Annotated in this window: 19 protein-coding genes and 1 pseudogene; 9 read left to right on the top strand and 11 right to left on the bottom strand. The window is 32.7% G+C overall.

All coding sequences use genetic code 11. The annotated features are described in order from the left end of the window. The first annotated feature begins 78 nt into the window (after positions 1–78). The 5 genes from pdhA to ctlX all read left to right on the top strand — a co-directional run bounded on the left by pdhA (position 79) and on the right by ctlX (position 5,214). On the top strand, positions 79–1,077 hold the full coding sequence (gene pdhA, locus GQR95_RS02295) for a pyruvate dehydrogenase (acetyl-transferring) E1 component subunit alpha (RefSeq protein WP_159021615.1): 999 nt from the start codon (positions 79–81) through the stop codon (positions 1,075–1,077). Between the two features lie 3 nt (positions 1,078–1,080). Then, positions 1,081–2,712, top strand: a complete 1,632-nt coding sequence (locus GQR95_RS02290) for a pyruvate dehydrogenase complex dihydrolipoamide acetyltransferase (RefSeq protein WP_159021614.1) — start codon at positions 1,081–1,083, stop codon at positions 2,710–2,712. A 171-nt stretch (positions 2,713–2,883) separates the two neighbouring features. Beyond that, entirely contained in the window at positions 2,884–3,564 is a 681-nt protein-coding gene (locus tag GQR95_RS02285) for an SDR family oxidoreductase (protein WP_159021613.1), read from the top strand. A 2-nt stretch (positions 3,565–3,566) separates the two neighbouring features. Next, positions 3,567–4,223: an HAD family phosphatase gene (locus GQR95_RS02280; protein WP_159021612.1), complete on the top strand. Its 657-nt coding sequence runs from the start codon at positions 3,567–3,569 to the stop codon at positions 4,221–4,223. A gap of 55 nt (positions 4,224–4,278) precedes the next feature. Further along, the gene (gene ctlX / locus GQR95_RS02275; RefSeq protein WP_159021611.1) at positions 4,279–5,214 is read left to right on the top strand and encodes a citrulline utilization hydrolase CtlX; all 936 of its coding nucleotides are present in this window, start codon (positions 4,279–4,281) and stop codon (positions 5,212–5,214) included. Here the strand turns inward: ctlX and GQR95_RS02270 are convergent. Next, positions 5,200–7,284 carry an ATP-binding protein gene (locus GQR95_RS02270; RefSeq protein ID WP_159021610.1) on the bottom strand — a complete coding sequence of 695 codons (2,085 nt, stop codon included), beginning with the start codon at positions 7,282–7,284 and terminating at the stop codon, positions 5,200–5,202. The two genes, ctlX and GQR95_RS02270, sit on opposite strands and share 15 nt — an antisense overlap. Before the next feature lie 483 nt (positions 7,285–7,767). On the opposite strand from GQR95_RS02270, the gene argS reads away from it, so the two are divergent. The 4 genes from argS to GQR95_RS02250 all read left to right on the top strand — a co-directional run bounded on the left by argS (position 7,768) and on the right by GQR95_RS02250 (position 11,901). Beyond that, positions 7,768–9,546, top strand: coding sequence for an arginine--tRNA ligase (gene argS, locus GQR95_RS02265; RefSeq protein WP_159021609.1), 1,779 nt, complete (start codon positions 7,768–7,770; stop codon positions 9,544–9,546). 29 nt (positions 9,547–9,575) lie between these two features. After that, entirely contained in the window at positions 9,576–10,301 is a 726-nt protein-coding gene (locus GQR95_RS02260; protein WP_159021608.1) for an ion transporter, read from the top strand. A gap of 135 nt (positions 10,302–10,436) precedes the next feature. Further along, entirely contained in the window at positions 10,437–10,829 is a 393-nt protein-coding gene (locus GQR95_RS02255; protein ID WP_159021607.1) for a hypothetical protein, read from the top strand. Between the two features lie 46 nt (positions 10,830–10,875). Continuing rightward, complete coding sequence (locus GQR95_RS02250) at positions 10,876–11,901, top strand: TQO small subunit DoxD (RefSeq protein WP_159021606.1); 1,026 nt, start codon at positions 10,876–10,878, stop codon at positions 11,899–11,901. 124 nt (positions 11,902–12,025) lie between these two features. On the opposite strand, the gene GQR95_RS02245 is transcribed toward GQR95_RS02250, so the two are convergent. The 10 genes and pseudogenes from GQR95_RS02245 to GQR95_RS17045 all read right to left on the bottom strand — a co-directional run. Then, complete coding sequence (locus GQR95_RS02245) at positions 12,026–13,609, bottom strand: DHA2 family efflux MFS transporter permease subunit (RefSeq protein ID WP_159021605.1); 1,584 nt, start codon at positions 13,607–13,609, stop codon at positions 12,026–12,028. Positions 13,610–13,612: 3 nt separating this feature from the next. Then, a complete protein-coding gene (locus tag GQR95_RS02240) occupies positions 13,613–14,701 on the bottom strand; it encodes an HlyD family secretion protein (RefSeq protein ID WP_159021604.1) in 1,089 nt (362 codons plus the stop codon). Positions 14,702–14,716: 15 nt separating this feature from the next. Next, a complete protein-coding gene (locus tag GQR95_RS02235; RefSeq protein ID WP_159021603.1) occupies positions 14,717–16,024 on the bottom strand; it encodes a TolC family protein in 1,308 nt (435 codons plus the stop codon). Then, complete coding sequence (locus GQR95_RS02230; RefSeq protein WP_159021602.1) at positions 16,014–16,634, bottom strand: TetR/AcrR family transcriptional regulator; 621 nt, start codon at positions 16,632–16,634, stop codon at positions 16,014–16,016. Before GQR95_RS02230 ends, GQR95_RS02235 begins: the two co-directional genes overlap by 11 nt. A 173-nt stretch (positions 16,635–16,807) precedes the next feature. Further along, on the bottom strand, positions 16,808–18,331 hold the full coding sequence (locus GQR95_RS02225; protein WP_159021601.1) for a carbon-nitrogen hydrolase family protein: 1,524 nt from the start codon (positions 18,329–18,331) through the stop codon (positions 16,808–16,810). Positions 18,332–18,406: 75 nt separating this feature from the next. Continuing rightward, the gene (locus GQR95_RS02220) at positions 18,407–18,859 is read right to left on the bottom strand and encodes a tRNA (cytidine(34)-2'-O)-methyltransferase (protein WP_159021600.1); all 453 of its coding nucleotides are present in this window, start codon (positions 18,857–18,859) and stop codon (positions 18,407–18,409) included. 97 nt (positions 18,860–18,956) lie between these two features. Further along, entirely contained in the window at positions 18,957–19,721 is a 765-nt protein-coding gene (gene trpA, locus GQR95_RS02215; protein WP_159021599.1) for a tryptophan synthase subunit alpha, read from the bottom strand. A gap of 346 nt (positions 19,722–20,067) precedes the next feature. Beyond that, on the bottom strand, positions 20,068–20,346 hold the full coding sequence (locus GQR95_RS02210) for a GIY-YIG nuclease family protein (protein ID WP_159021598.1): 279 nt from the start codon (positions 20,344–20,346) through the stop codon (positions 20,068–20,070). A 364-nt stretch (positions 20,347–20,710) separates the two neighbouring features. Then, entirely contained in the window at positions 20,711–21,892 is a 1,182-nt protein-coding gene (gene trpB, locus GQR95_RS17050) for a tryptophan synthase subunit beta (RefSeq protein ID WP_370514546.1), read from the bottom strand. Positions 21,893–21,940: 48 nt separating this feature from the next. Then, positions 21,941–22,519, bottom strand: a pseudogene (locus GQR95_RS17045) (phosphoribosylanthranilate isomerase); the annotation flags it as partial. Positions 22,520–22,528 lie beyond the last annotated feature (9 nt).

Raw genomic sequence — 22,528 nt, 5'->3', positions numbered from 1 at the left:
TTAATTTTTACTAGAATCGGTTTTTCTTTAAAGCGTAAAGTGTTACTTTTGTTTCTCGTTTTTAAAATAGCGCAACTCATGCAAAAAATCACAAAGGAAACATACATTAAATGGTATGAAGACATGTTGTTTTGGAGAAAGTTTGAAGACAAACTTGCTGCAGTATACATTCAACAAAAAGTAAGAGGATTTCTACATTTATACAATGGTCAAGAGGCTGTATTAGCAGGTGCTTTACATGCAATGGACTTGAGTAAGGATAAAATGATAACCGCATATCGAAATCACGTACAACCCATCGGGATGGGCGTGGATCCAAAACGTGTTATGGCAGAATTATATGGTAAAGCTACTGGTACATCCCATGGATTAGGTGGTTCTATGCATATCTTTTCTAAAGAACACCGTTTTTTTGGAGGTCATGGTATTGTGGGAGGTCAAATCCCTTTAGGAGCAGGTATAGCTTTTGGTGATAAATTTCACGGAAGCGACGCTGTAACTCTTTGTTGTTTTGGTGATGGTGCTGCTCGTCAAGGGTCACTTCATGAATCATTCAATTTAGCAATGCTTTGGAATTTACCAGTTGTTTTCGTTTGTGAAAACAATGGTTACGCAATGGGAACTTCAGTTAAACGTACTGCTTCTCATGAAGATATTTGGAAATTAGGTTTAGGTTATGAAATGCCATGTGGACCAGTAGATGGAATGAATCCTGTAAAAGTTGCTGAAGCTTTTGACGAAGCTATTCAAAGAGCACGTAAAGGAGGAGGACCAACATTCTTAGAATTAAAAACATATCGTTATAGAGGGCACTCAATGAGTGATGCTCAACACTACCGTACTAAAGCGGAAGTAAACGAATACAAAAAAATTGATCCTATTACTCAAATGAAAGATATTATTTTATCTGAAAAATATTTGAGTGAAGATGAAATTAAAGCTATAGATAAAGGCGTTAAAGAAAGAGTTCTTGAATGTGAAAAATTCGCAGACGAATCTCCTTATCCAGAAAAAAGCGTAATGTACGATGTAGTTTACGATCAAGAAGATTACCCATTTTTACAACATAAATTATAAGCTATGGCTGAAATTATTAACATGCCACGTTTAAGCGATACCATGGAAGAAGGTACTGTTGCTACGTGGTTGAAAAAAGTTGGAGATAAAATATCGGAAGGTGATATCCTTGCTGAAATCGAAACAGATAAAGCAACAATGGAATTTGAATCTTTCCATGAAGGAACTTTACTTTATATTGGTGTCCAAGAAGGAGAAACAACTAAAGTAGATGAATTATTAGCTATTATTGGTGAAGAAGGAGAAGATATCTCTGCACTAATAGGTGGTGCTAGCGCACCTGCTGCTGAAGAAGCTACTGCCGAGGCACCTGTTGCCGAAGCACCTGCTCAAGCTTCAGAAAGTGCTGCTATTCCAGAAGGTGTTATCGTGGTTACTATGCCGCGTTTAAGCGATACTATGGAAGAAGGTACTGTCGCTACTTGGTTGAAAAAAGTTGGTGATAATGTTGAAGAAGGTGATATTCTTGCTGAGATTGAAACGGATAAAGCCACTATGGAATTCGAATCTTTCAATACAGGAACTTTATTATATATTGGATTACAAGAAGGGGAGTCTGCTAAAGTAGATTCTTTATTAGCAATTATTGGCCCTGCAGGAACAGATGTATCTGCTGTAGCTAGTAATTTTGGTTCTGCACCTGCTGCCGCTCCTGCTCCAAAAGCAGAAGCACCTAAGGCTGCTGCACCAAAAGCAGAGGCTCCAAAAGCTGCTGCACCTGTTGCTAAAAAAGCTGCACCAGCACCTTCAGAAACTCCAAAAGTAACTAAAGATGGTGGACGTTTATTTGTGTCTCCATTAGCTAAGAAAATTGCAGACGAAAAAGGATTTAACATCGCAGATATACCAGGATCAGGAGAAAGTGGACGTATCATTAAACGTGACGTTGAAAACTTTACACCTAAAGCTGTAGCACCAGCTGCTGCTGCCGGAACTTCTGCTCCAGTATCAGAAGAGAGTTTTGAAGAAATTAAAAACTCTAACATGCGTAAGGCTATTGCTAAAAATTTAGCGAAATCTAAATTTACTGCACCTCACTATTATTTAAATGTAGAGTTTGATATGGACAATGCAATTGCATTCCGTAAGGAAGTAAATGCAGTTCCTGATACTAAAATATCATTTAACGATATCGTGGTTAAAGCCTGTGCAATGGCATTAAAACAACATCCTCAAGTTAATTCTCAATGGTTTGACGACAAAATGAGATTAAACCACCATGTACATATTGGTGTAGCAGTTGCTGTTGAAGATGGTCTTCTTGTACCAGTTGTTAAATTTGCAGATCAACGTAAGTTGACTGAAATTGGAGCAGCTGTAAAAGAATATGCAATTAAAGCTAAAACTAAGAAATTAACTCTTGAGGAAATGGATGGTAGTACGTTTACTATCTCTAACTTAGGTATGTTTGGTATAGAAACATTTACATCTATTATCAATCAACCTAACTCAGCAATTCTTTCTGTTGGAGCAATTGTTCAGAAACCAGTTGTTAAAGACGGTGCAATTGTAGTAGGTAATACTATGAAACTTTGTTTAGCTGCCGATCACAGAACGATCGATGGTGCTACAGGAGCTCAATTCCTTCAAACATTAAAAGGATTTATTGAAAACCCAATTTCGATGTTATTATAATCGAAGTTAACATATATTTAAAAAAGCCATCCTCGAGATGGCTTTTTTTATGCCTAAATATTCAAAAAAAACACAAATAGATAAAGTCTTATTAAAAGCTATGTCATTTCGTTGTGGGAAAGTATCTTTGTTTTCGAAATAAGTTTGAAGATTTAATTAACGTATTACTATATGAAAAATGTTATTATAACAGGAACAAGCCGTGGTATTGGTTTAGAATTAGTGAAATATTTTTCTGAAGCTGGACACCAAGTGCTGGCTCTGTCTAGAAACGATAAGCCTGTTTCTAAATTGAATTTAAAAAATGTAACTACATTTTGTTTTAATTTAAAGGAAGCATCAGATTTCGAAAAAGTGAATGCTTATGTTGCTACGAATTGGAAACAAGTAGATGTTTTAATTCATAATGCAGGAGCATTAATAAATAAACCATTTTCAGAATTAACCACTTCAGATTTTCAGCAGGTATACGCTACTAATGTTTTTGGAGTGGCAGAGTTAACCAGAACACTACTTCCGTATATGGTAAAAGGAAGTCATATGGTAACTGTAAGTTCTATGGGAGGCATTCAAGGCAGTATGAAGTTCCCTGGTTTAGCAGCATATAGTTCAAGTAAAGGAGCTGTTATTACGCTTTCAGAATTATTAGCAGAAGAATATAAAGAATCAGGAATTGCTTTTAATGTATTGGCTCTAGGAGCTGTGCAGACAGAAATGTTAGAAGAAGCTTTTCCTGGCTATATTGCACCAATAAGTGCAACATCTATGGCACAATATATATTTAATTTTTCATTAACAGGAAACACATTCTATAACGGTAAAGTATTAGAAGTTTCATCTACAACTCCATGATTATGAGTAAATATAAGTGTATAATTTTTGATTGCGATGGTGTACTTGTAGATAGTGAAGCTATAAGTAATGGTATTTTGGCAGATATGGCCAATAAATATGGTGCAGATTTAGATTTAAATGCAGCTCTTAAAATATTTAAAGGGTGTTCTATGGCAACCTGTCTTGATAAAATTAGAGCCTTAGTAACTAAACCCATACCTGAAGATTTTGAAGCAGAATATAGAAGATTGAGCGTTGCAGCTTTTAAGAAACAGATTAAACCTATAGAAGGCGTAAAAGAGGTTGTTAAAGAATTAAAACAATTAAATATTCCTTTCTGTGTAGCATCTAGCGGACTAGAATCTAAAATGCGTTTAAATTTAGAATTAACTGGTTTGTTGGCGTATTTTGAAGTGCACTTGTTTAGCTGCTTTACCATAGGAAAATGGAAGCCAGATCCTGGGGTGTTTTTATGGGCCGCAGAAACAATGGGCTTTAAGCCAGAAGAATGCTTGGTTATAGAAGATAGTTTTTCTGGTGTTACAGCTGCTAAGGCTGGTGGATTTGATGTTTTTGGATTTACTGCACACGATATTCATGGGCAATTAAAAGGGCATGCTACATTAGAATTCGATAACATGAATCAATTAATTTCTTTAATTAATCAGGCTGAATAAAACACGTCTTTTATATCATAAAAAAGACTAATTTTACGCGAAATTTTACACAAACATGCAACATACCACAAATACCATTTTGATGATTCGCCCTATAAATTTTAGGATGAATGAACAAACAGCAGTTAATAATTATTATCAAACAGCTATGGAAGGTGTTTTGCCAGAAACGGTAAACGTAAGAGCGCAACAAGAGTTTGATGCTTTTGTTGAGAAATTACGAGCTATTGGTTTACGTGTTATTGTTGTTAGTGATACAGATGAATCTGATACTCCAGATTCTATTTTTCCTAATAACTGGATCTCTTTTCATGAAAACGGAACTGTTGGTTTATATCCTATGTTTGCTGAAAATAGACGTTTTGAGCGTCGTGAAGATATTTTAGATACATTAGAGAAGGAAGGTTTTGTTATTAACGATATTATAGACTTTACAAGTGCAGAAGATGAAGATTTATTTTTAGAAGGTACTGGAAGTTTATTGTTAGATCGTGTAAACGGAAAGGCCTATTGTGCATTGTCTCCAAGAGCAGACGAAGATTTATTTATAGAGTTTTGTGAAGATTTCGATTATTTCCCTGTTGTTTTTACAGCGAACCAGACAGTAGAAGGGAAAAGAAAACCAATATACCATACTAATGTTATGATGTGTTTAGCTGAAAATTTTGCTGTTATTTGTTTAGAATCTATAGATGATAAGAAGGAACGTAAACTCGTACTTCAGCACTTAAAAGAAACAGGTAAGGAAGTAATTGCTATTACAGAATCTCAAGTGCATCATTTTGCAGGGAATATGCTTCAAGTTAGAGGAACTAATAACGAGTTGTTTTTAGTTATGAGCAGTTCTGCTTACAAATCTTTAACACAATCTCAAATTAGTAAAATCACTAAACATTGTAAAATTATACACAGTTCTTTAGATACTATTGAAGCTTGTGGAGGTGGAAGTGCACGTTGTATGATGGCTGAGGTGTTTTTACCCCAAGCTTAATTCTGGACTTTCTTGTTGTGTTTTTGGTAATTCTACAAAGAATGTACTACCAGAATTTACAATACTTTCAACCCAAATTTTACCTTTATTTAAATCTATTAACTCTTTACATATAGAAAGTCCTAAGCCTGTTCCTTTTTCATTCTTAGTTCCTCTAGTAGAGAAGGTGTTACATTTAAATAGTTTTTGAATATTAGATTGAGAGATTCCAATACCGGTGTCTTCAATACTAATTATAGATTTACCATTGTTTATTTGGTTTGAAATCGTGATGCTGTCTCCTGCTTTTGTGAATTTTACAGCATTAGTTAGTAGGTTTTGTATCACAATTTCTACCATACTATAATCTGCATATACAAAATCACGTAGTGTATTATCTACAAGTTCAATATCCTTATCTACAAGTTTGTGTTCTATTAATTTTATTTTATCTAATATAACTTCTCTAATATCGAATAAAGTCGCATTAGGTTCTAGAACCTGCATCTGAGATTTAGACCAGTTTAAAAGATTAAACAACAATAAAGAAGCGTTGTTTGCATTTTCACTTAGTTCTGGAATTAATCTATCAAATTCCTGACGCGTTAAAGAGCCGTCTTTTAGTAAATCTATAAATCCATTAATAGAGGTTAAAGAATCCTTTAAATCATGAGATACTATAGAGAATAAACGATCTTTAATATTGTTTATATTTTCTAAATGAGCAGATTGTTCTAGTATCGCTTTATTCTGAATTTCAATTTTTTCGTTTTTAGCTTCAAGATCTATTGCTTGTTTAATTCTTCTATCTCTGTTTAGATAAATAAGAACTAAGAATGTAGAAACAATAACAAAGGCAGCTAATAAGGCATAAGTAATAATTTGTAGTCTATCAAACTTTCTCTTAGTATCTCCATGAAGCGTTGTGTTAACTGAAGATGCTTGGGAATTTACTTCTGTCTGTAAAGAGTCAAAGTTTTCCATACCTTGTATTTCCCCTTCTTTATTTACAGATAATGCGGTTGCAGCTACTTTTAAACTATCTTTTAAATTATGATATTTAGTTTGCCAAGTAAAAGCACGTTGGTAATCGTGTTGTATAGAATCTACTATTTTTAAAAGCCAATAGTTTTTAAGTTCTTCAGCTTTATCGTCATTTGTCTTTAAAAGAGAATTTGCTTCAACTAATCTTAATTTTGCTAAACCAGATTTACCGCGTTTGTAGTTTAATTCTCCACAATTATTTAAGGTTTCAATTAAACCCGGTATGTTTTTTAATTTTCTATTTAAATCTATACTTTCAGAGAGATATAATCCTGCTTTGTCATAATCTCTATACTGTACATATTCATGTCCTAATTTTGGTAATATGTCAGAGCGTATAGAGTCGTTATTATTATGGTCTAACATTAAAATACGTTCGTAGTATTCAATAGATTTTCGGTGTTCTTTTTTTAAGGAATATAATCCTGCTAGATTTTTAATAACCTCAGTAACAGAGTTTTTGTCTCCGTTTAAATCTTCTATTTCTAAACGTTTAAGGTTGAATTCTATAGCTTTATCGTATTTTTCATTATTAAAATACGCTGTAGCCAATCCTTTATAGGTGTCTTTTAATTCTCTTTCTAAATGTCTTTTTTCAAGTTCATTGATTGCAGAAAGGGTGTGTTCTAAACCTTCTTTATAGTAACCACGAGAAATTTCTATAAGACCAACTTGATTATTTATACGAGCAATAGCAAGTGTGTCGTCTAAACTTTCATAAAGTGTTTTTGCTTCAGAAAAATGATTTATAGCATTTAAATAATCTTCTTTCTTATTATATATTAAAGCTTTTAAATAGGCGATCTTACTAAGACCTGGAATAAAGTTTAGTTTAGTAGCTAGCTTATCGGCTTCAAGAACGTATTTTAGAGCAAGATTATAGTCTTTATGATCGTATAACTGTTCTACTAGTTCTATAGACGTTGCTATCTTTGAAGCATCTGTCTGTTGGAAAGCCAAAGCAACGGTCAAGCTATCTATATTTTTAGTTTGTGCGTAACTAAAAGATACAAATAAAAGAATAATTAGATAAATTATCTTTTTCATACATGTGTAGACGTAACCTTATTGTATGGACTATTTATAGCCGTATAATAAGATATATGTTACTTAAATTTTATAGTAAATACTTCTCCCTCACAAAGAAGATTTAATAGATTAATAGCAAATAATGAGCAAAGTTATGAAATGTCTTCTAAAATCATAATTTAAGCGGTTTAATACCAATTTATTAGTTGAAATGTAATCGTGGTATTTACCTACATACAAGTATTCGACCAACTACCAAAAACATAGAAAAACAACCTACTTTCTCTTTCTTAGGGTATTTATTTAAAAACTGAACAAGTCTTATTATATTGTGTTTTTTAGTCCTTTTAATTAATGAAATTTTAAATGAAGTCGTTTTTTTATATCGATATCCTTAATTATATGATAACTACTATTTTTAAGTGGTGTTTTCCATATTGTAAACCTTATTATTAATATGAGAAAAATAGTATCTTTGCCATCTTAATAAAATCAATTGTAATGAGTATACAAGAGTCTTTGTCGCAACACGTCAAACAAGCAGTGAAATCCATTTATAATGCAGAATTGGAATCTGTAGAATTTCAATCAACTCGCAAAGAGTTTGAAGGTGATATCACTGTAGTGGTTTTCCCAATGTTACGCGTTGTAAAAGGTAATCCTGTAAAAATTGGTGAAGCTATAGGAGAATATTTACTTAAAGAAGTAGAAGATGTTACGGGCTATAATGTTGTAAAAGGCTTCCTTAATATTGTAATTGCAGATGCTTATTACCAAAATTGGTTTAATAGTATTAAGTCTGATAATACGTTTGGATATGTTAAACTAAATGAAAATGAGAAAGCTGTTATGGTTGAATATTCTTCGCCAAACACAAACAAACCATTACACCTTGGACACATTAGAAATAATTTATTAGGATACAGTGTAGCCGAAATTTTAAAAGCTTCTGGTAAAAATGTTTATAAAACTCAGATTATAAACGATCGTGGTATTCATATTTGTAAAAGTATGTTGGCTTGGAAACGTTTTGGTAATGGAGAAACACCAGAAAGTACAGGTTTAAAAGGAGATAAGTTAGTCGGGAATTACTATGTAAAATTCGACCAAGAATATAAAAAAGAAATTGCAGCTTTATTAGAAGACGGACTTTCTGTAGACGATGCTAAAAAACAAGCGCCTATTTTATTAGAAGCACAAGCTATGTTGTTAAAGTGGGAAGCTGGAGATGATGAAGTTGTATCGCTTTGGAAAACCATGAATCAATGGGTTTATGATGGTTTTGAAGTATCTTATAAAAATTTAGGAGTAGATTTTGATTGTTATTATTACGAAAGTAATACCTATTTATTAGGAAAAGAATTTGTTGCCGAAGGTTTAAAGACCGGCGTGTTCTTTAAAAAGGAAGACGGATCTGTATGGTGCGATTTAACAGAAGAAGGTTTAGACGAGAAAATTGTATTACGTTCAGACGGAACTGCGGTTTACATGACGCAAGATATAGGAACAGCAATACAGCGTATAAAAGATTATCCTAATGTTGGCGGACTTGTTTATACTGTAGGTAACGAGCAAGATTATCACTTTAAAGTCTTATTCTTAATTTTACAAAAATTAGGTTTCGAATGGTCTAAAAACTTGTTTCATTTAAGTTATGGAATGGTAGATTTACCTAGCGGAAAAATGAAAAGTAGAGAAGGAACTGTTGTAGATGCCGATGATTTAATTTCTGAAATGGCGGATACTGCAGGAGAAATTTCTGAAGAATTAGGGAAATTAGATGGTTATTCTCAAGACGAAAAAAATGAATTGTATAGTACTATTGGTCTTGGCGCATTAAAGTATTACATATTAAAAGTAGATCCTAAAAAACGTATTTTATTCGACCCTAAAGAGTCTATCGATTTTCAAGGAAACACAGGACCTTTTATTCAGTACACTTACGCTAGAATTCAGTCTATAATTAGAAAAGCAGATTTCGATTATAGTGTGGCAACACCAAAGCTTGAATTACACGACAAAGAAAAATCGTTGTTAAAACAATTACAGTTGTTTCCTGAAACTATTCAATTAGCAGCAGCACAATATAGTCCTGCTATTATAGCAAATTACACTTACGATTTAGTAAAAGAATTTAATTCATTCTACCAAAATGTATCTATTTTAGGTGCAGACGATTTAAATGAAAAAATATTTAGAGTACAGTTAGCGCAAGCAGTATCTGCAACTATTAAAAATGCATTTAGTTTATTAGGAATTCAGGTTCCTGAGCGTATGTAGTTTTTAATAGGTAAATGATTTAAAGAAATATGAGAGAAAAATTAAGATCTATTGTAGAAGATAATACGAGTAAAAGTGGAAAGTTATTTGATTATCTAATACAAGTTTTAATCTTATTTTCTCTTATTGCTTTTTCTGTAGAAACGTTACCAAATATTTCTAATGATGTAAAATATTATTTAGATCTTTTTGAAACATTTTGTGTCGTTATATTTTCTGTTGAATATATAATTCGTGTTTATGTTGCAGAAAAACCCTTAAAGTATATTTTTAGCTTTTACGGTATAATAGATTTTATGGCTATTTTACCATTCTATTTAAAAGGGACATTAGATTTTAGAGCTCTACGAGCATTTAGAGTGTTTAGAATATTTAGAGCTTTAAAACTTATTAGATATAATAAAGCATTGCATAGGTTTCATTTGGCTGCTAAAATAGTTAGAGAAGAAATTATTCTATTCTTAATTGTTACTGCAATATTTGTATTTCTAGCATCCGCGGGAATTTATTATTTTGAAAATGAAGCACAGCCTGAAGTTTTTGCATCTATTTTTCATAGTGCTTGGTGGGCGGTAGTTACACTTACAACTGTGGGTTACGGAGATGTTTATCCAATTACTACCGGAGGAAAAATCTTTACATTTTGCATACTTATAATAGGAGTAGGAATAGTAACAATACCAGCAGGGTTAGTAGCAACGTCATTGTCTAAAGCTCGTGAAATAGAAGAGCAAGAAAATAAAGAGCTCAATTAATTTACTATAACGGTTATACTTGATATAAAAAAAGACGTGTTAGATAATAAAATCTGACACGTCTTTTTTACACCATAAATTTAACATCACAATAACAGTTTGGCTTGTTTACATTTTCTATTTTTAAAAACTAGTATGCCTAACAGAAAACTACATATTAACATCGGTCAATTTTTTAAGATTTTCACTCTTGGAATGCTCTTGTTATTGTCTCCGTGTTCGGTTAGAAATAGTCTACAATCCGTTCTAGATATTGAACAAACAGAGGTTACTAGTAAGAGCAAAGTTGCTCAATTAAATAGTAACTGTGTCTCTCTTATTGCTTCAGAAATAAGTGCTTCAAGTCACAATAAAAAACAAAGTAAGCCTAACGATTTAGTTCTTTTAAACTCGGATTATATAGGTTTAAAGTTTGTTTCATTTTCGGAAAAGCAAATTCCTTTTCAAACAGTAAATCAATATGTAACACCTTTAAAAGTGCCGCTTTATATTTTGTATAAAAACAAGAAAGATTTCATTTTAGCGTAAGACTTAATACGTTTAAATAAATTTTTATTATACAAAATATACATTCATGAATTCAAAAATATCGCAGTCATATACTATGGCTGGCATGTTCACACTCAGCTTAAGATTAGTTGTAGGGTGGACTTATTTTTCTGCCTTCTGGCGCAGATTAATATTAGCAAACAAATTAGATCCGGAAACTGCAGGTTATATCGGAGAAAAATTCAATCACTTTTTGCCTAATGCTTTAGGTATAAAACCTATAATTCTTCATTTAGTAGAGAATCCAGAAGCGCTTTGGTGGGCCATGGCGAGTTTTACAATTATTGAAGGTATTGTAGGATTATTAATTATGTTAGGTTTTTTTACACGCTTAATGAGTATTGGCGTTTTTGGATTGGCAATGGGTATATTACTTGGTTCTGGTTGGCTAGGAACAACGTGTTTAGACGAGTGGCAAATAGGTGTTTTGGGTATTGCTACTGGATTTACGCTATTTTTAACAGGAAGCGGAAGATACTCTTTAGACTATTATATGCAGAAAAAGAAGTTTGCAATTACAAAAAAAGGAGTGTTTAGTTGGCTAGGTTCTGGTGCGATTCCTTTATCTACAAAACTGTTATCCAAATTGGCCTTAGTTGGTGCTTTAGGAATTTTATTTTTAACCTTATTTACCAACCAATATTTTCATGGTGGTCTTTGGGGACCTTTACATAACAAATCTGTTAAACCTATTGTTGAAATTTCTAATGCAAATATTAAAAAAGGAGTTTTAAATTTTGAAGTCTTTCGTGTAGAAGGTGTAGATGCTTATGGTTCTTTTTTGATTGGTATAGCTATTTTAGATGAAGATAATACATCTGTTTTGTCGTTTTCAGGAGCAGAGTTATCTCAGTTTAAACCAGAAATGATTGATAATGCATATGTAGCAAAAGTAAAACCAGGAGCTCATAGTTTAATTATTCCCTTAGGAGCTCGTGCCAAATTAACTATAAAAAATGATAGACTTAAGTCTTTAAAGCATAATAACTATACTTTAAAGTTAACGGATATTAGTGGAATTACTTGGGAGCAGAATATTGTTTTAAAGTAGATTAACTAAATTATGTTCATAAAAAAAACGTGTTAGACATATAATCTAGCACGTTTTTTTATAAATAAATATAAAATGTATTTTAATCTAATTCTCGGTATAATGTTATTTAAAACATTACTAATTAATGTACATTACTCATGTCTACTTTTCCGGCTCCTTTTTTTATAAGTAATACAAAAGGAACACAGATTAAGAATAGTATACCTAGATATAAAAAGATATCCATATACGAGAGCACAATAGCTTGTTTAGATACAGACAAGTCTAATAGTTCATAAGCTTTATTTAAAGATTCGTTAAACGAGAATCCTTTACCCATAAACATATATTGTAAGTTCTGAACGCGTTCTTGCACATTAAATTTTGTAGGGTCTAGATTCGCTATTAGATCTACGCGATGTTGTTGTGCCCAACGCGAAATCATAGTTGTAATAATAGCAATCCCGAAAGATCCACCTAATTGTCTTGTCATTCCTGTAAAAGCAGCACCATCTCCAATATCTTTTCCCATTAATGTAGAAAGTGATAAGGTGGTAATAGGTACAAATAATAATCCTAAACCAACTCCTCTAACAACAAGTGGCCAGAAAAAGTGTTCTACTCCTGTGTCTGGAGTCATTTCTAAATACATCCATAAACTATAAATAAAGAAAATGGAGAATCCTGCAGTTACAAGGTATTTCTGAGGGACTCCTTTTTGAATAAGTTTTCCTATTATAGGCATCATAATACCTGTGGTAATTGAACTCGGAATTAATAATAGTCCGGCATCTGTGGCTGTAAAACCTAATACAGATTGTGTGTAAATTGGAATAATAAATGTAGAGCCGTACAATCCGAAACCTAAAATAAAGGTCATTATCGTTCCTACTCTTAAGTTACTATCTTTTAAAACACGTAAATTCACTATAGGATTTTCGTAAACTAATTCTCTCCAGATAAAAAGTATTAATCCAAAAAATGAAGCTATACTTAACGATATAATTAAAGAATTATCAAACCAATCGTCTTGTTGTCCATGTTCTAATACAAATTGAAGCGAGCCTATAAATGTGGCTAAGAACACAATGCCCCACCAATCTACTTGACTTGCTTTTAGTTTTTCTCCGTATTTCGGACTTCTAACATACATAATAGTTAAGAACGTAGCGATTATCCCTAGCGGAATATTGATATAAAAAATATAAGGCCAAGAATAATTATCTACAATATAACCCCCAAGAGGAGGACCAAGCGTTGGCCCAACAATAACTCCCATACCGTAAATAGCTTGCGCCATTCCACGTTTTGCCATCGGGTAACTTTCTGTAATAATGGTTTGTGCAGTTACTAATAATGCACCACCACCAAGACCTTGAATAAACCTAAAAGCTACAAGTTCCCATATGTTTGTTGCGTTACCGCATAGAAAGGATGCTGTTGTAAAAATTATAATAGACGTAGCAAAATAATTTCGACGTCCAAATTGTTTAGACAACCAACTGGTCATAGGTATTACAATAACATTTGCAATGGCATAGGCGGTAATTACCCAAGCCACATCTGTTAAAGTGGCACCAAGACTACCTTTCATGTCGTTTAGTGCTACGTTTACAATGGTCGTATCTACAATTTCTAAAAGCGCACATAACACTGCGGTTATGGTAATAATTACCCTTCTGAAACCATATTCAACTAAACTGTTTTCGTCTTCCATCTCTTGCATAATTTATTTTAAATGCACATCTATATTTACATTCATTCCAGAACGTAATTTTTTAAATGCTTCTGCATCATTGTTGTCTGTAAAATCAATTTTTACAGGTAAACGTTGAATGGTTTTTACAAAGTTTCCAGTAGCATTATCTGGAGGTAATAAAGAGAATTTAGATCCTGTTGCCGGAGAGAAGTTTGAAACCACACCTTCAAATTCATAATCTGGGTAAGCATCTACACTAATCCCTACTTTTTGGCCAATAGTCATTTTTTCTAATTGTGTTTCTTTAAAATTAGCAACAACCCATTTTTCATGAGTATTAACTAGGTAGAATAAAGATTGACCTGGTTGTACAAATTGACCTGATTGTATTCTAACACTAGATAATTGTCCATCTATAGGCGCAGTAACAAACGTGTAATTTATATTCTGAATCGCTGCATTTAATTGCGCTTCTGCTAATTTTATTCTAGATTCTGCAACAGTAACTTGCTTTTTAGAAATTGTAGTCTGGTGAGATGCCGCATTACTTTGGCTAGCACTCGCTTTTTGCTGACTTTGTAAAATTTCTAATTGTTTTTCTGCTTCTTGTTTTCCTGCTAAAGCTTGTTCGTATTGTTGTGCAGTAATAGAATGGTTTTCGTATAAGTTTTCATAACGTTTAAAATCGTTTTGAGCACGCCATAATTTTATTTTTGCTGTTTCTATAGTTAAACTAGCAGAATTTGCTTGAGAATATGCGGCTTGAGAGTTCGCAGCAAATGTTCCAATACTAGCTTGAGAAACTGCTAATCCACTTTTTGCAGCAGAAACATTTGCTTCGGCTTGAGATAACTGAATCATATAGTCTGTATTGTCTATAATTAGTAGTGTATCTCCTTTTTTTACTAAAGCATTGTCTGATACCAAAACATCTTGAATATAACCACCTACGTGAGGAATAATAGGCGTCATGTTTGCTTCAATTTGTGCATCGTCTGTTTCTTCGTGAGATAACGAGTGCATAAATTTATATCCACCATAAATAATTCCGATAATAAGTATAACAGAAATTATGAGTACGAATTTCTTATTAGTCTTTTGTTTTTGCTCCTGTTCCATTTTATTATTTCGTTACTAGTTGTTTATTAATGTTGTTAATTGCCCTTGTGCTGTTAATAGCTCGTAATATTTTTGAGAGATATTTGCTTTAGCAAAAGCCATGTTTATTTTTGCCTGAAGTTGTCCTAAATCTGCTTCAAGTGTATCGTTCGTATCTGCAAGTCCGTTATCGAATTTGTCTTTTACAATACGGTAGTTTTCTATAGCTTGTTCTTCAGACTTTGCATAAAGTTCTAATTTCTTAAATGCTAATTGATATTCCTGATTCGCATTTTCTATTTCTACTTTAATATCATCTGTAGCTTTATCTATAGTATATTTTAGTTCATCTGCTTTACTTTTAGCTACAGCAACTTCACTTTTGTTTTTAAAAATATCTGAGATATTATAAGAGATGCCTACACCAATATTCATAGCATTTGTTAGTGTAAATGCATTTGGAATATCTACCGCCATATATCCGCCAACAATACCTATAGTTGGATAATAATTACCCTCGGCAATTTTAATTTGATTTTCTGTTGCAAGCTCTTGATATTTTAAAGCTTCTAAATCGTTTCTATAAATAGAATCTGTTTCTACAGTTGTAGGTGAAATTCCGAAGTTGTCTGAAATTGTTTCTAAAATTGTCCCTTCTGGAAGTTTAAGAAGCGTGACTAAACGATAGTTTAAAATGTTTTTTGTTTTCTTAGCATCTGCTAAAGAAATTTCTACTTGAGACACTTGAAGTTGTGCTTTCAATAAATCGTTACGTGCTAAAATGCCATTTTTTTCCATGTTGGTAAAATCTGTAACACGTTGTTTTGCACTAACTAGGTTTTCTTCAAACAAAAGAACAGACTGTTCTGCTTTATATAAACTGATATAAAGATTTATGGTTTGAAGCGCTAACTTTTCATTCGTGTTTTTAGCCTGATAGGTTGTTGCTGTATGTAAGTTTTTACTAGCTTCAATTGTGTTTTTAATTTTGAAACCAGAAAATAAAGGCATAGTGATATCTAAATTCCCTACCATGAATTGATTTATATCCGGAATTGTTGTACTTCCTGATGTTTCATCTGTTAGTAGGTCTGAAGAAAAATCTACATTTGTTAATTGTCTGTACTGCCCTCCAACGGTAACATCTGGATATTGCAATGCTTTAGCTGTTTGTACTTCATATTCTGAAGTTGCGATTTTTGCATTACTAATTTTAGAACCATCACTGTTTTCTAAAACTAAATACACTGCTTCGGGAATAGAAAGCGGTTTTGTTTGTTGTGCCTGACTTTGCAAAGTGTACAAGATGCCAAGAACAGCAAATACTAGAAATCTACTTTTCATAAGTTAATAAAGCTTTTATGATTTGTTTAATATGTAGGGTTAATTGATTATGTACATAATTGTCTACTTCTACTTGATCTTTAAAATTTAATAGGTTTTTATAGAATTGTTTATTGTAGTAAAAATGAAAATAGGTTCCTAAAATGGTAGGAATAATCATCTCGATGTTAACATCTTTATTAAAAACACCTTCTTCTTGACCACTTTTTACAAACTTTTCAAGTAAAATAAAGTTCTCTTTTTTGTAGTTTTCGTAAGCATCAAAATTAATTTTCCTAAAAGGATTAGAATATTCAAAATTTACGATTTTGTGTGTCCGTCTGTTTTTATGAATGCGCTTTACTACCATTTCTATAAAAGCATCAACCTTTTCAATATGATTGCCTTTACTGGTTATAATAGAATCAAATTCTGTCCCGAAATCTGAAATACGATAAATTAAAAGAGCTTCTAAAAGTTTTTCTTTAGAACCAAAGTAGTAAGATACCATGGCGATGTTAATTTTAGCCTCTCTAGATATTTTTCTTATGGTTGTCCCATCAAAACCATTTTCTGCAAATAGCTTTTCTGCGGTAAGTAAAATTTTAATCTTCTTTTCGTTTAACTTCATACTCCTGTTCTTGTAATAAAACGAGCACAAAATTAAACAACCGTTTAAATTAAACAACTGTTTAACTGTTAAAAAATAAATTTTACTTTATTAAGCTTTTAAAACAGGTGAAAAAAAAAGCATCATATAAAATATTTATATGATGCTTAAGTATGTTGATATTTTCTTTAGAATTATTTTTTACGTAACTCGAAAATATCTTTTCGTCTATCTCTTAGGTTTTTTACGCTTCCAAATTGATTAAGATTTCTAAGTAAGTCGATATCTACATCTGCAATTAAAATCATTTCCGTATTTGGTGTAGCTTCCGCTTTAATTCCGTTTGCAGGAAATGCGAAATCGCAAGGTGTAAATACCATAGATTGCGCGAATTGAATATCCATGTTATGTACTTTTGGTAAGTTACCTACACTTCCAGCGATAGCGACATAGCATTCGTTTTCAATTGCACGAGCCTGAGCACAATGTCTTACACGAGAATATCCGTTTTGTGTATCTGTTAAGAAAGGAACGAATAAAATATCCATGCCTTGATCTGCTAATAATCTACTCAATTCTGGAAACTCAGAATCGTAACAAATTAAGATTCCTATTTTACCACAATCTGTATCGAAAGCTTCCAGTTTGTAACCGCCTTCCATACCCCAAACTTTAGCTTCGTCTGGTGTAACATGAAGTTTTTCGTAACGTTCTGTAGTTCCATCACGGCGGCATAAATAGCCAACATTATATAAGTGGCCATCTTCCGCAATTTCGGGCATGCTTCCTGTAATAATGTTGATGTTGTAAGAAATAGCTAATTTAGAGAAACGTTGTACGATCTCTGCAGTGTGCTTTGCTAAGTTTCTAATGGCATCTGGTTCTGCTAAATTATTGTCTTTAGCCATTAAGGGGGCGTTAAAAAATTCAGGAAATAAAGCGAAATCGCTTCTGTAACCAGAAACGGCATCGACAAAATATTCTGCTTGTTGCATTAATTCATCCAAATCATTATACGGACGCATTTGCCATTGTATTAACCCTAAGCGTACAATTTTTTTAGTCGTTGCAGCTTTGATTTCTTTCTTCTCGTAATAGATATTATCCCACTCTAGAAGCACAGCATAATCTTCAGAATTACTGTCACCTTCCAGGTAGTTTTTAAGCACACGAGTAGGATGGAAGTCGTTAGAAATCTGAAAGTTTAAAACGGGATCATGAATTTCTTTACGCTTTACTTTATCAATGTATTCTTTAGGCGACAATTCGCTAGAAAATTTGTGATAATTAGGTATACGTCCGCCAAATGCTAAACCTCTTAAATTAAGGCGTTCGCATAATTCTTTACGGTAGTCGTAAAGACGTCTACCTAATCTTAAGCCTCTAAACTCTGGTTTTACAAAAACTTCTACACCATAAATAACATCTCCGTTCTTGTTATGTGTGTTAAATGTATAGTCTCCAGTAATATCTTTGTAAGTATGAGCATCGTCTAGCTTGTTATAATCTACAATTATAGAGAGTGCACAACCTGCAATTTGGTTATTTATTTTTATAACAACTTGCCCTTCGGGGAACTGTTTTAGTAAGGTTTCAATTTGATGTTCACGCCAGTAAGAGTCTGGCATGCTGCTGTATGACTCAATCATCGCCGCTTTAAGTTCTTGATAATCGTCAAGACTTAAATACGCTAATTCAATATTTTCAATATCTTCCATGAAAATCTGTTTGCTAGAAATTTATGGGTGAAATGTACAAATTAAATTATCAGCTTTTTAAAATAAATTGCAGTCCTAACTTAATTTTTTTAAGCCTTCGTAAACGACTATACTTACCGCATTTGCAAGGTTTAAACTGCGAATATGTTCACTGAAAAGAGGGATTTTAAACAGCTCATTTTTATGTGCTTCTAAAAGATCTTTAGGTAAGCCTACAGATTCCTTTCCGAAGATGAGAAACATATCATCTTCAAAGTCGATATCCCAATGTGATTTTTCACCATGACTAGATAGGAAAGCCATTTTTTTGTCTGCGTTTATACTGAAGAATTCAGCTATAGAATCGTAATAGGTAATATTTAAATGTTTCCAGTAATCTAGACCTGCACGTTTTAAGCGTTTGTCGTCTATTTCGAAACCAAAAGGTTTTACTAAATGTAAATGAGATCCAGAAGCTAAACTTAACCGACCAATGTTTCCTGTGTTGTTAGGTATTTCTGGTTCAAAAAGGACAATGTTTAATGGCATAAGTAATTATTTTAGTAATGCAAAAAAAAGGCTCTTCATTAAGAAAAGCCTCGTTTTAAGTTTGATTTTATAGGAGGATAGCTTTTAGAGCGTGTTTTTAAGGTTTAATTTTTGAAGTAAAAGCTCCAATATTATCAATTCCATTTTCAGTAATATACTTAATAAAGGCACTTCCTATAATGGCTCCTTTTGTATATTTTGCTGCTTGGTTAAACGTTTCTTCACTATTAATTCCGAAACCAATAATTTGTGGGCTCTTTAAATGCATATCAGAAATGCGTTTAAAGTATTTTGTTTGCTCGTCTCCAAATCCTGACTGACTTCCTGTAACACTTGCACTACTTACCATGTAAATAAATCCGTTAGACATATTATCGATAAACGCAATACGTTCGTTAGAGGTTTGTGGCGTAATTAAAAACACATTAATTAATCCGTATTTTTCAAAGGTTTCTTTATAATGTAATTTGTATTCGTCTGCAGGTAAATCAGGAATAATTAGTCCGTCGATACCAATTTCTTGACATCTTGCACAGAACGCATCTACACCGTATTGTAACATCGGATTAAAATATCCCATAATTACTAAAGGAATAGATACTGTTTTTCTAATGTCTTTTAATTGCTCGAATAATTTAGCAGTCGTCATTCCGTTTTTTAAAGCCTGAGAAGAACTTTTTTGTATTGTAGGACCATCGGCTAAAGGATCGCTAAATGGCAACCCGATTTCAATCATATCTACACCATTTTTTTCAAGGTCTTCAATGATGTCTACTGTATCGTTTAAACTAGGATATCCAGCAGTAAAATATATAGACAATAATTTTTTGTCTTCTTGGAGTTTTTTGTTTATTCTGTTCATAACAGTTTTGTTTATATGCTCTTGTGTGATACTGAAACGAGTTCAGCATGACGTTAGGATTTTATAATTTATTTTGATTCATCTACGTCAACCTGAATTTATTTCAGGTTCTAACTAGCGAATTACGATGTTAGATTTCTTCTCATGTGTGATACTGAAACAAGTTCAGCATGACGTTATGGTTTTACAATTTATTTTGATTCATCTACGTCAACCTGAATTTATTTCAGGTTCTAACTAGCGAATTACGATATTAGATTTCTTCTCATGTGTGATGCTGAAACGCGTTCAGCATGACGAAATTTTCATCTTACCGTCACCCTGAATTTATTTCAGGTTCTCATCATTAAAGAGTTAAAGTTACAAGTGTTGGGTTTTTCTGTTTTATTAGATTTATTTTCCATTCCCTTTTCCAATTCTTTAATTGTTTCTCTCTAGCTATAGCTTGATTAATATCGCTAAATTCTTCAAAATATAAAAGATCTTTTATATTATACTTTTTTGTAAAAACGGAACCTATTCCATTTTGATGATCTGTAATTCGATTAATCAAATTTGCGGTTACACCAATATATAGAGTTGTTCTATGTGTATTGGTTAATATGTAAATGAAACTTAATTTCATATTTCTACTCATGTGTGATGCTGAAATAAATTCAGCATGACGTTACGGTTTTATAATTTATTTAGGTTCATCTACGTCAACCTGAATTTATTTCAGGTTCTCACTAGCGAATTATAATATTGATTTCTTCTCATGTGTGATACTGAAACGCGTTCAGCATGACGTTACGGTTTTATAATTTATTTTGATTCATCTACGTCAACCTGAATTTATTTCAGGTTCCCATTAGAGAATTACAATGTTAGATTTCTTCTCATGTGTGATGCTGAAACGAGTTCAGCATGACGTTACGGTTTTACAATTTATTTTGGTTCATCTACGTCAACCTGAATTTATTTCAGGTTCTCACTAGAGGATGACTATCTTATATTTTAAAGTAATCAATATAATTCTGTAAATCTTTATCACCACGACCAGACAAACTTAAAACCACTACATCTTCTGGTTTAAACTTTCTGTTTTTAAATATGGCTAAGGCATGAGAACTTTCAATAGCCGGAATAATACCTTCTAATTTACAAAGTTCCATTCCTGCGTTCATAGCTTCATCATCTGTTATTGAAATAAACTCTGCGCGTCCAGTGGTAAATAAATTCGCATGCATTGGGCCAACTCCAGGGTAATCTAAACCAGCAGAAATTGAATAAGGCTCGGTAATTTGTCCGTCGTCTGTTTGCATTAATAAGGTTTTACTTCCGTGAATAATACCTTCTTTTCCTAATGCTGAGGTTGCTGCACTTTCTCCAGAATTCACTCCTAAACCAGCAGCTTCTACAGCAATAAGATTAACATCTGTATCATCTAAATATTGATAAAAAGCACCAGCAGCATTACTACCACCACCAACACATGCAACAATATGGTCTGGTTTTGTACGGCCTTCTTTTTCTTGTAATTGCCATTCTATTTCTTGAGAAACCACAGATTGAAAACGAGCTACCATATCTGGATAAGGATGTGGTCCTACAACACTACCAATAATATAATGTGTGTTTACAGGATTATTAATCCAATCGCGAATGGCTTCGTTTGTAGCATCTTTTAAGGTACGACTTCCTGATAATGCAGGGATAACAGTAGCTCCTAACATTTTCATACGCGCCACGTTTGGTGCTTGCCGAGCAATATCAATTTCGCCCATATATACAATACACTCTAAACCCATAAGTGCACAAACTGTTGCTGTAGCTACACCATGTTGTCCTGCTCCAGTTTCAGCAATTATACGTTTTTTGCCTAGGCGTTGGGCCATTAAAATCTGACCAATAGTATTGTTTATTTTATGTGCGCCTGTATGATTTAAATCTTCACGTTTAAGATAGATTTTTGTATTATATTTTTCGCTTAATCGCTTAGCGAAATACAACGGAGATGGACGACCAACATAATCTTTTAATAATTGGTTGAACTCTTCTTGAAACGAAGGTTCTGCCATAATTTTTAAATAGTTTTGGCGTAATTCCTCTACGTTAGGATATAGCATTTCTGGGATGTATGCACCACCAAATTCGCCATAATAACCTTTCTCATTTACATTGTAACTCATGGTATGTTGTTTTGCAGCTCTATTGCTAAATAATTGCTTTTTAAATTCTTTTATACGTTCAAAATCTTTTAAACCAGGGTTGGTTTCAAATTTACTGTTTACATCAATTGCATAACAGTATTTTGAAGCGTTACTTTTAGAAAACTGAATTAAATCTTCAGTTTCATTTATGCCAATACCTCCACTTAAAAAATAGGATTTTGTTGAAGGGTAATTTTCTAAAATATTCCAATTGAAAGTATATCCGTTTCCTCCTGGTAATTTTCCTTTGGTGTCGAATAGGAAGAAATCGCAAACAGATTCAAAAGGAGCTAAAACATCAAAATTGAATTCGTCTTTAATTGAAAATACTTTTACAATTTTAATATTAGGAAGTTGTGTTTTTATGTATTTACAATAGGCTACAGATTCTTCGCCGTGAAGCTGAACTGCATGTAAATTGTTTGACAAAACGGTTGTAATTACAGTGTCTTCTGGAGCATTAACAAACACACCAACTTTCTTAATTGTTTTTGGTAGATTAGGAATTTTAGATGAAATAAACCGAGCAGATTTATCGTAAAAAATAAACCCAAGATAATCTGGCTCTAGACTAGCTATAGCTTCAATATTTTCTGGGAATTTCATGCCGCAAAC

The organism is Formosa sp. L2A11, assembly GCF_009796865.1.
Lineage (GTDB): Bacteria > Bacteroidota > Bacteroidia > Flavobacteriales > Flavobacteriaceae > Formosa.
Note: the sequence above shows the minus strand (reverse complement) of the source record. Positions and strands in the feature narration are given on the sequence as shown.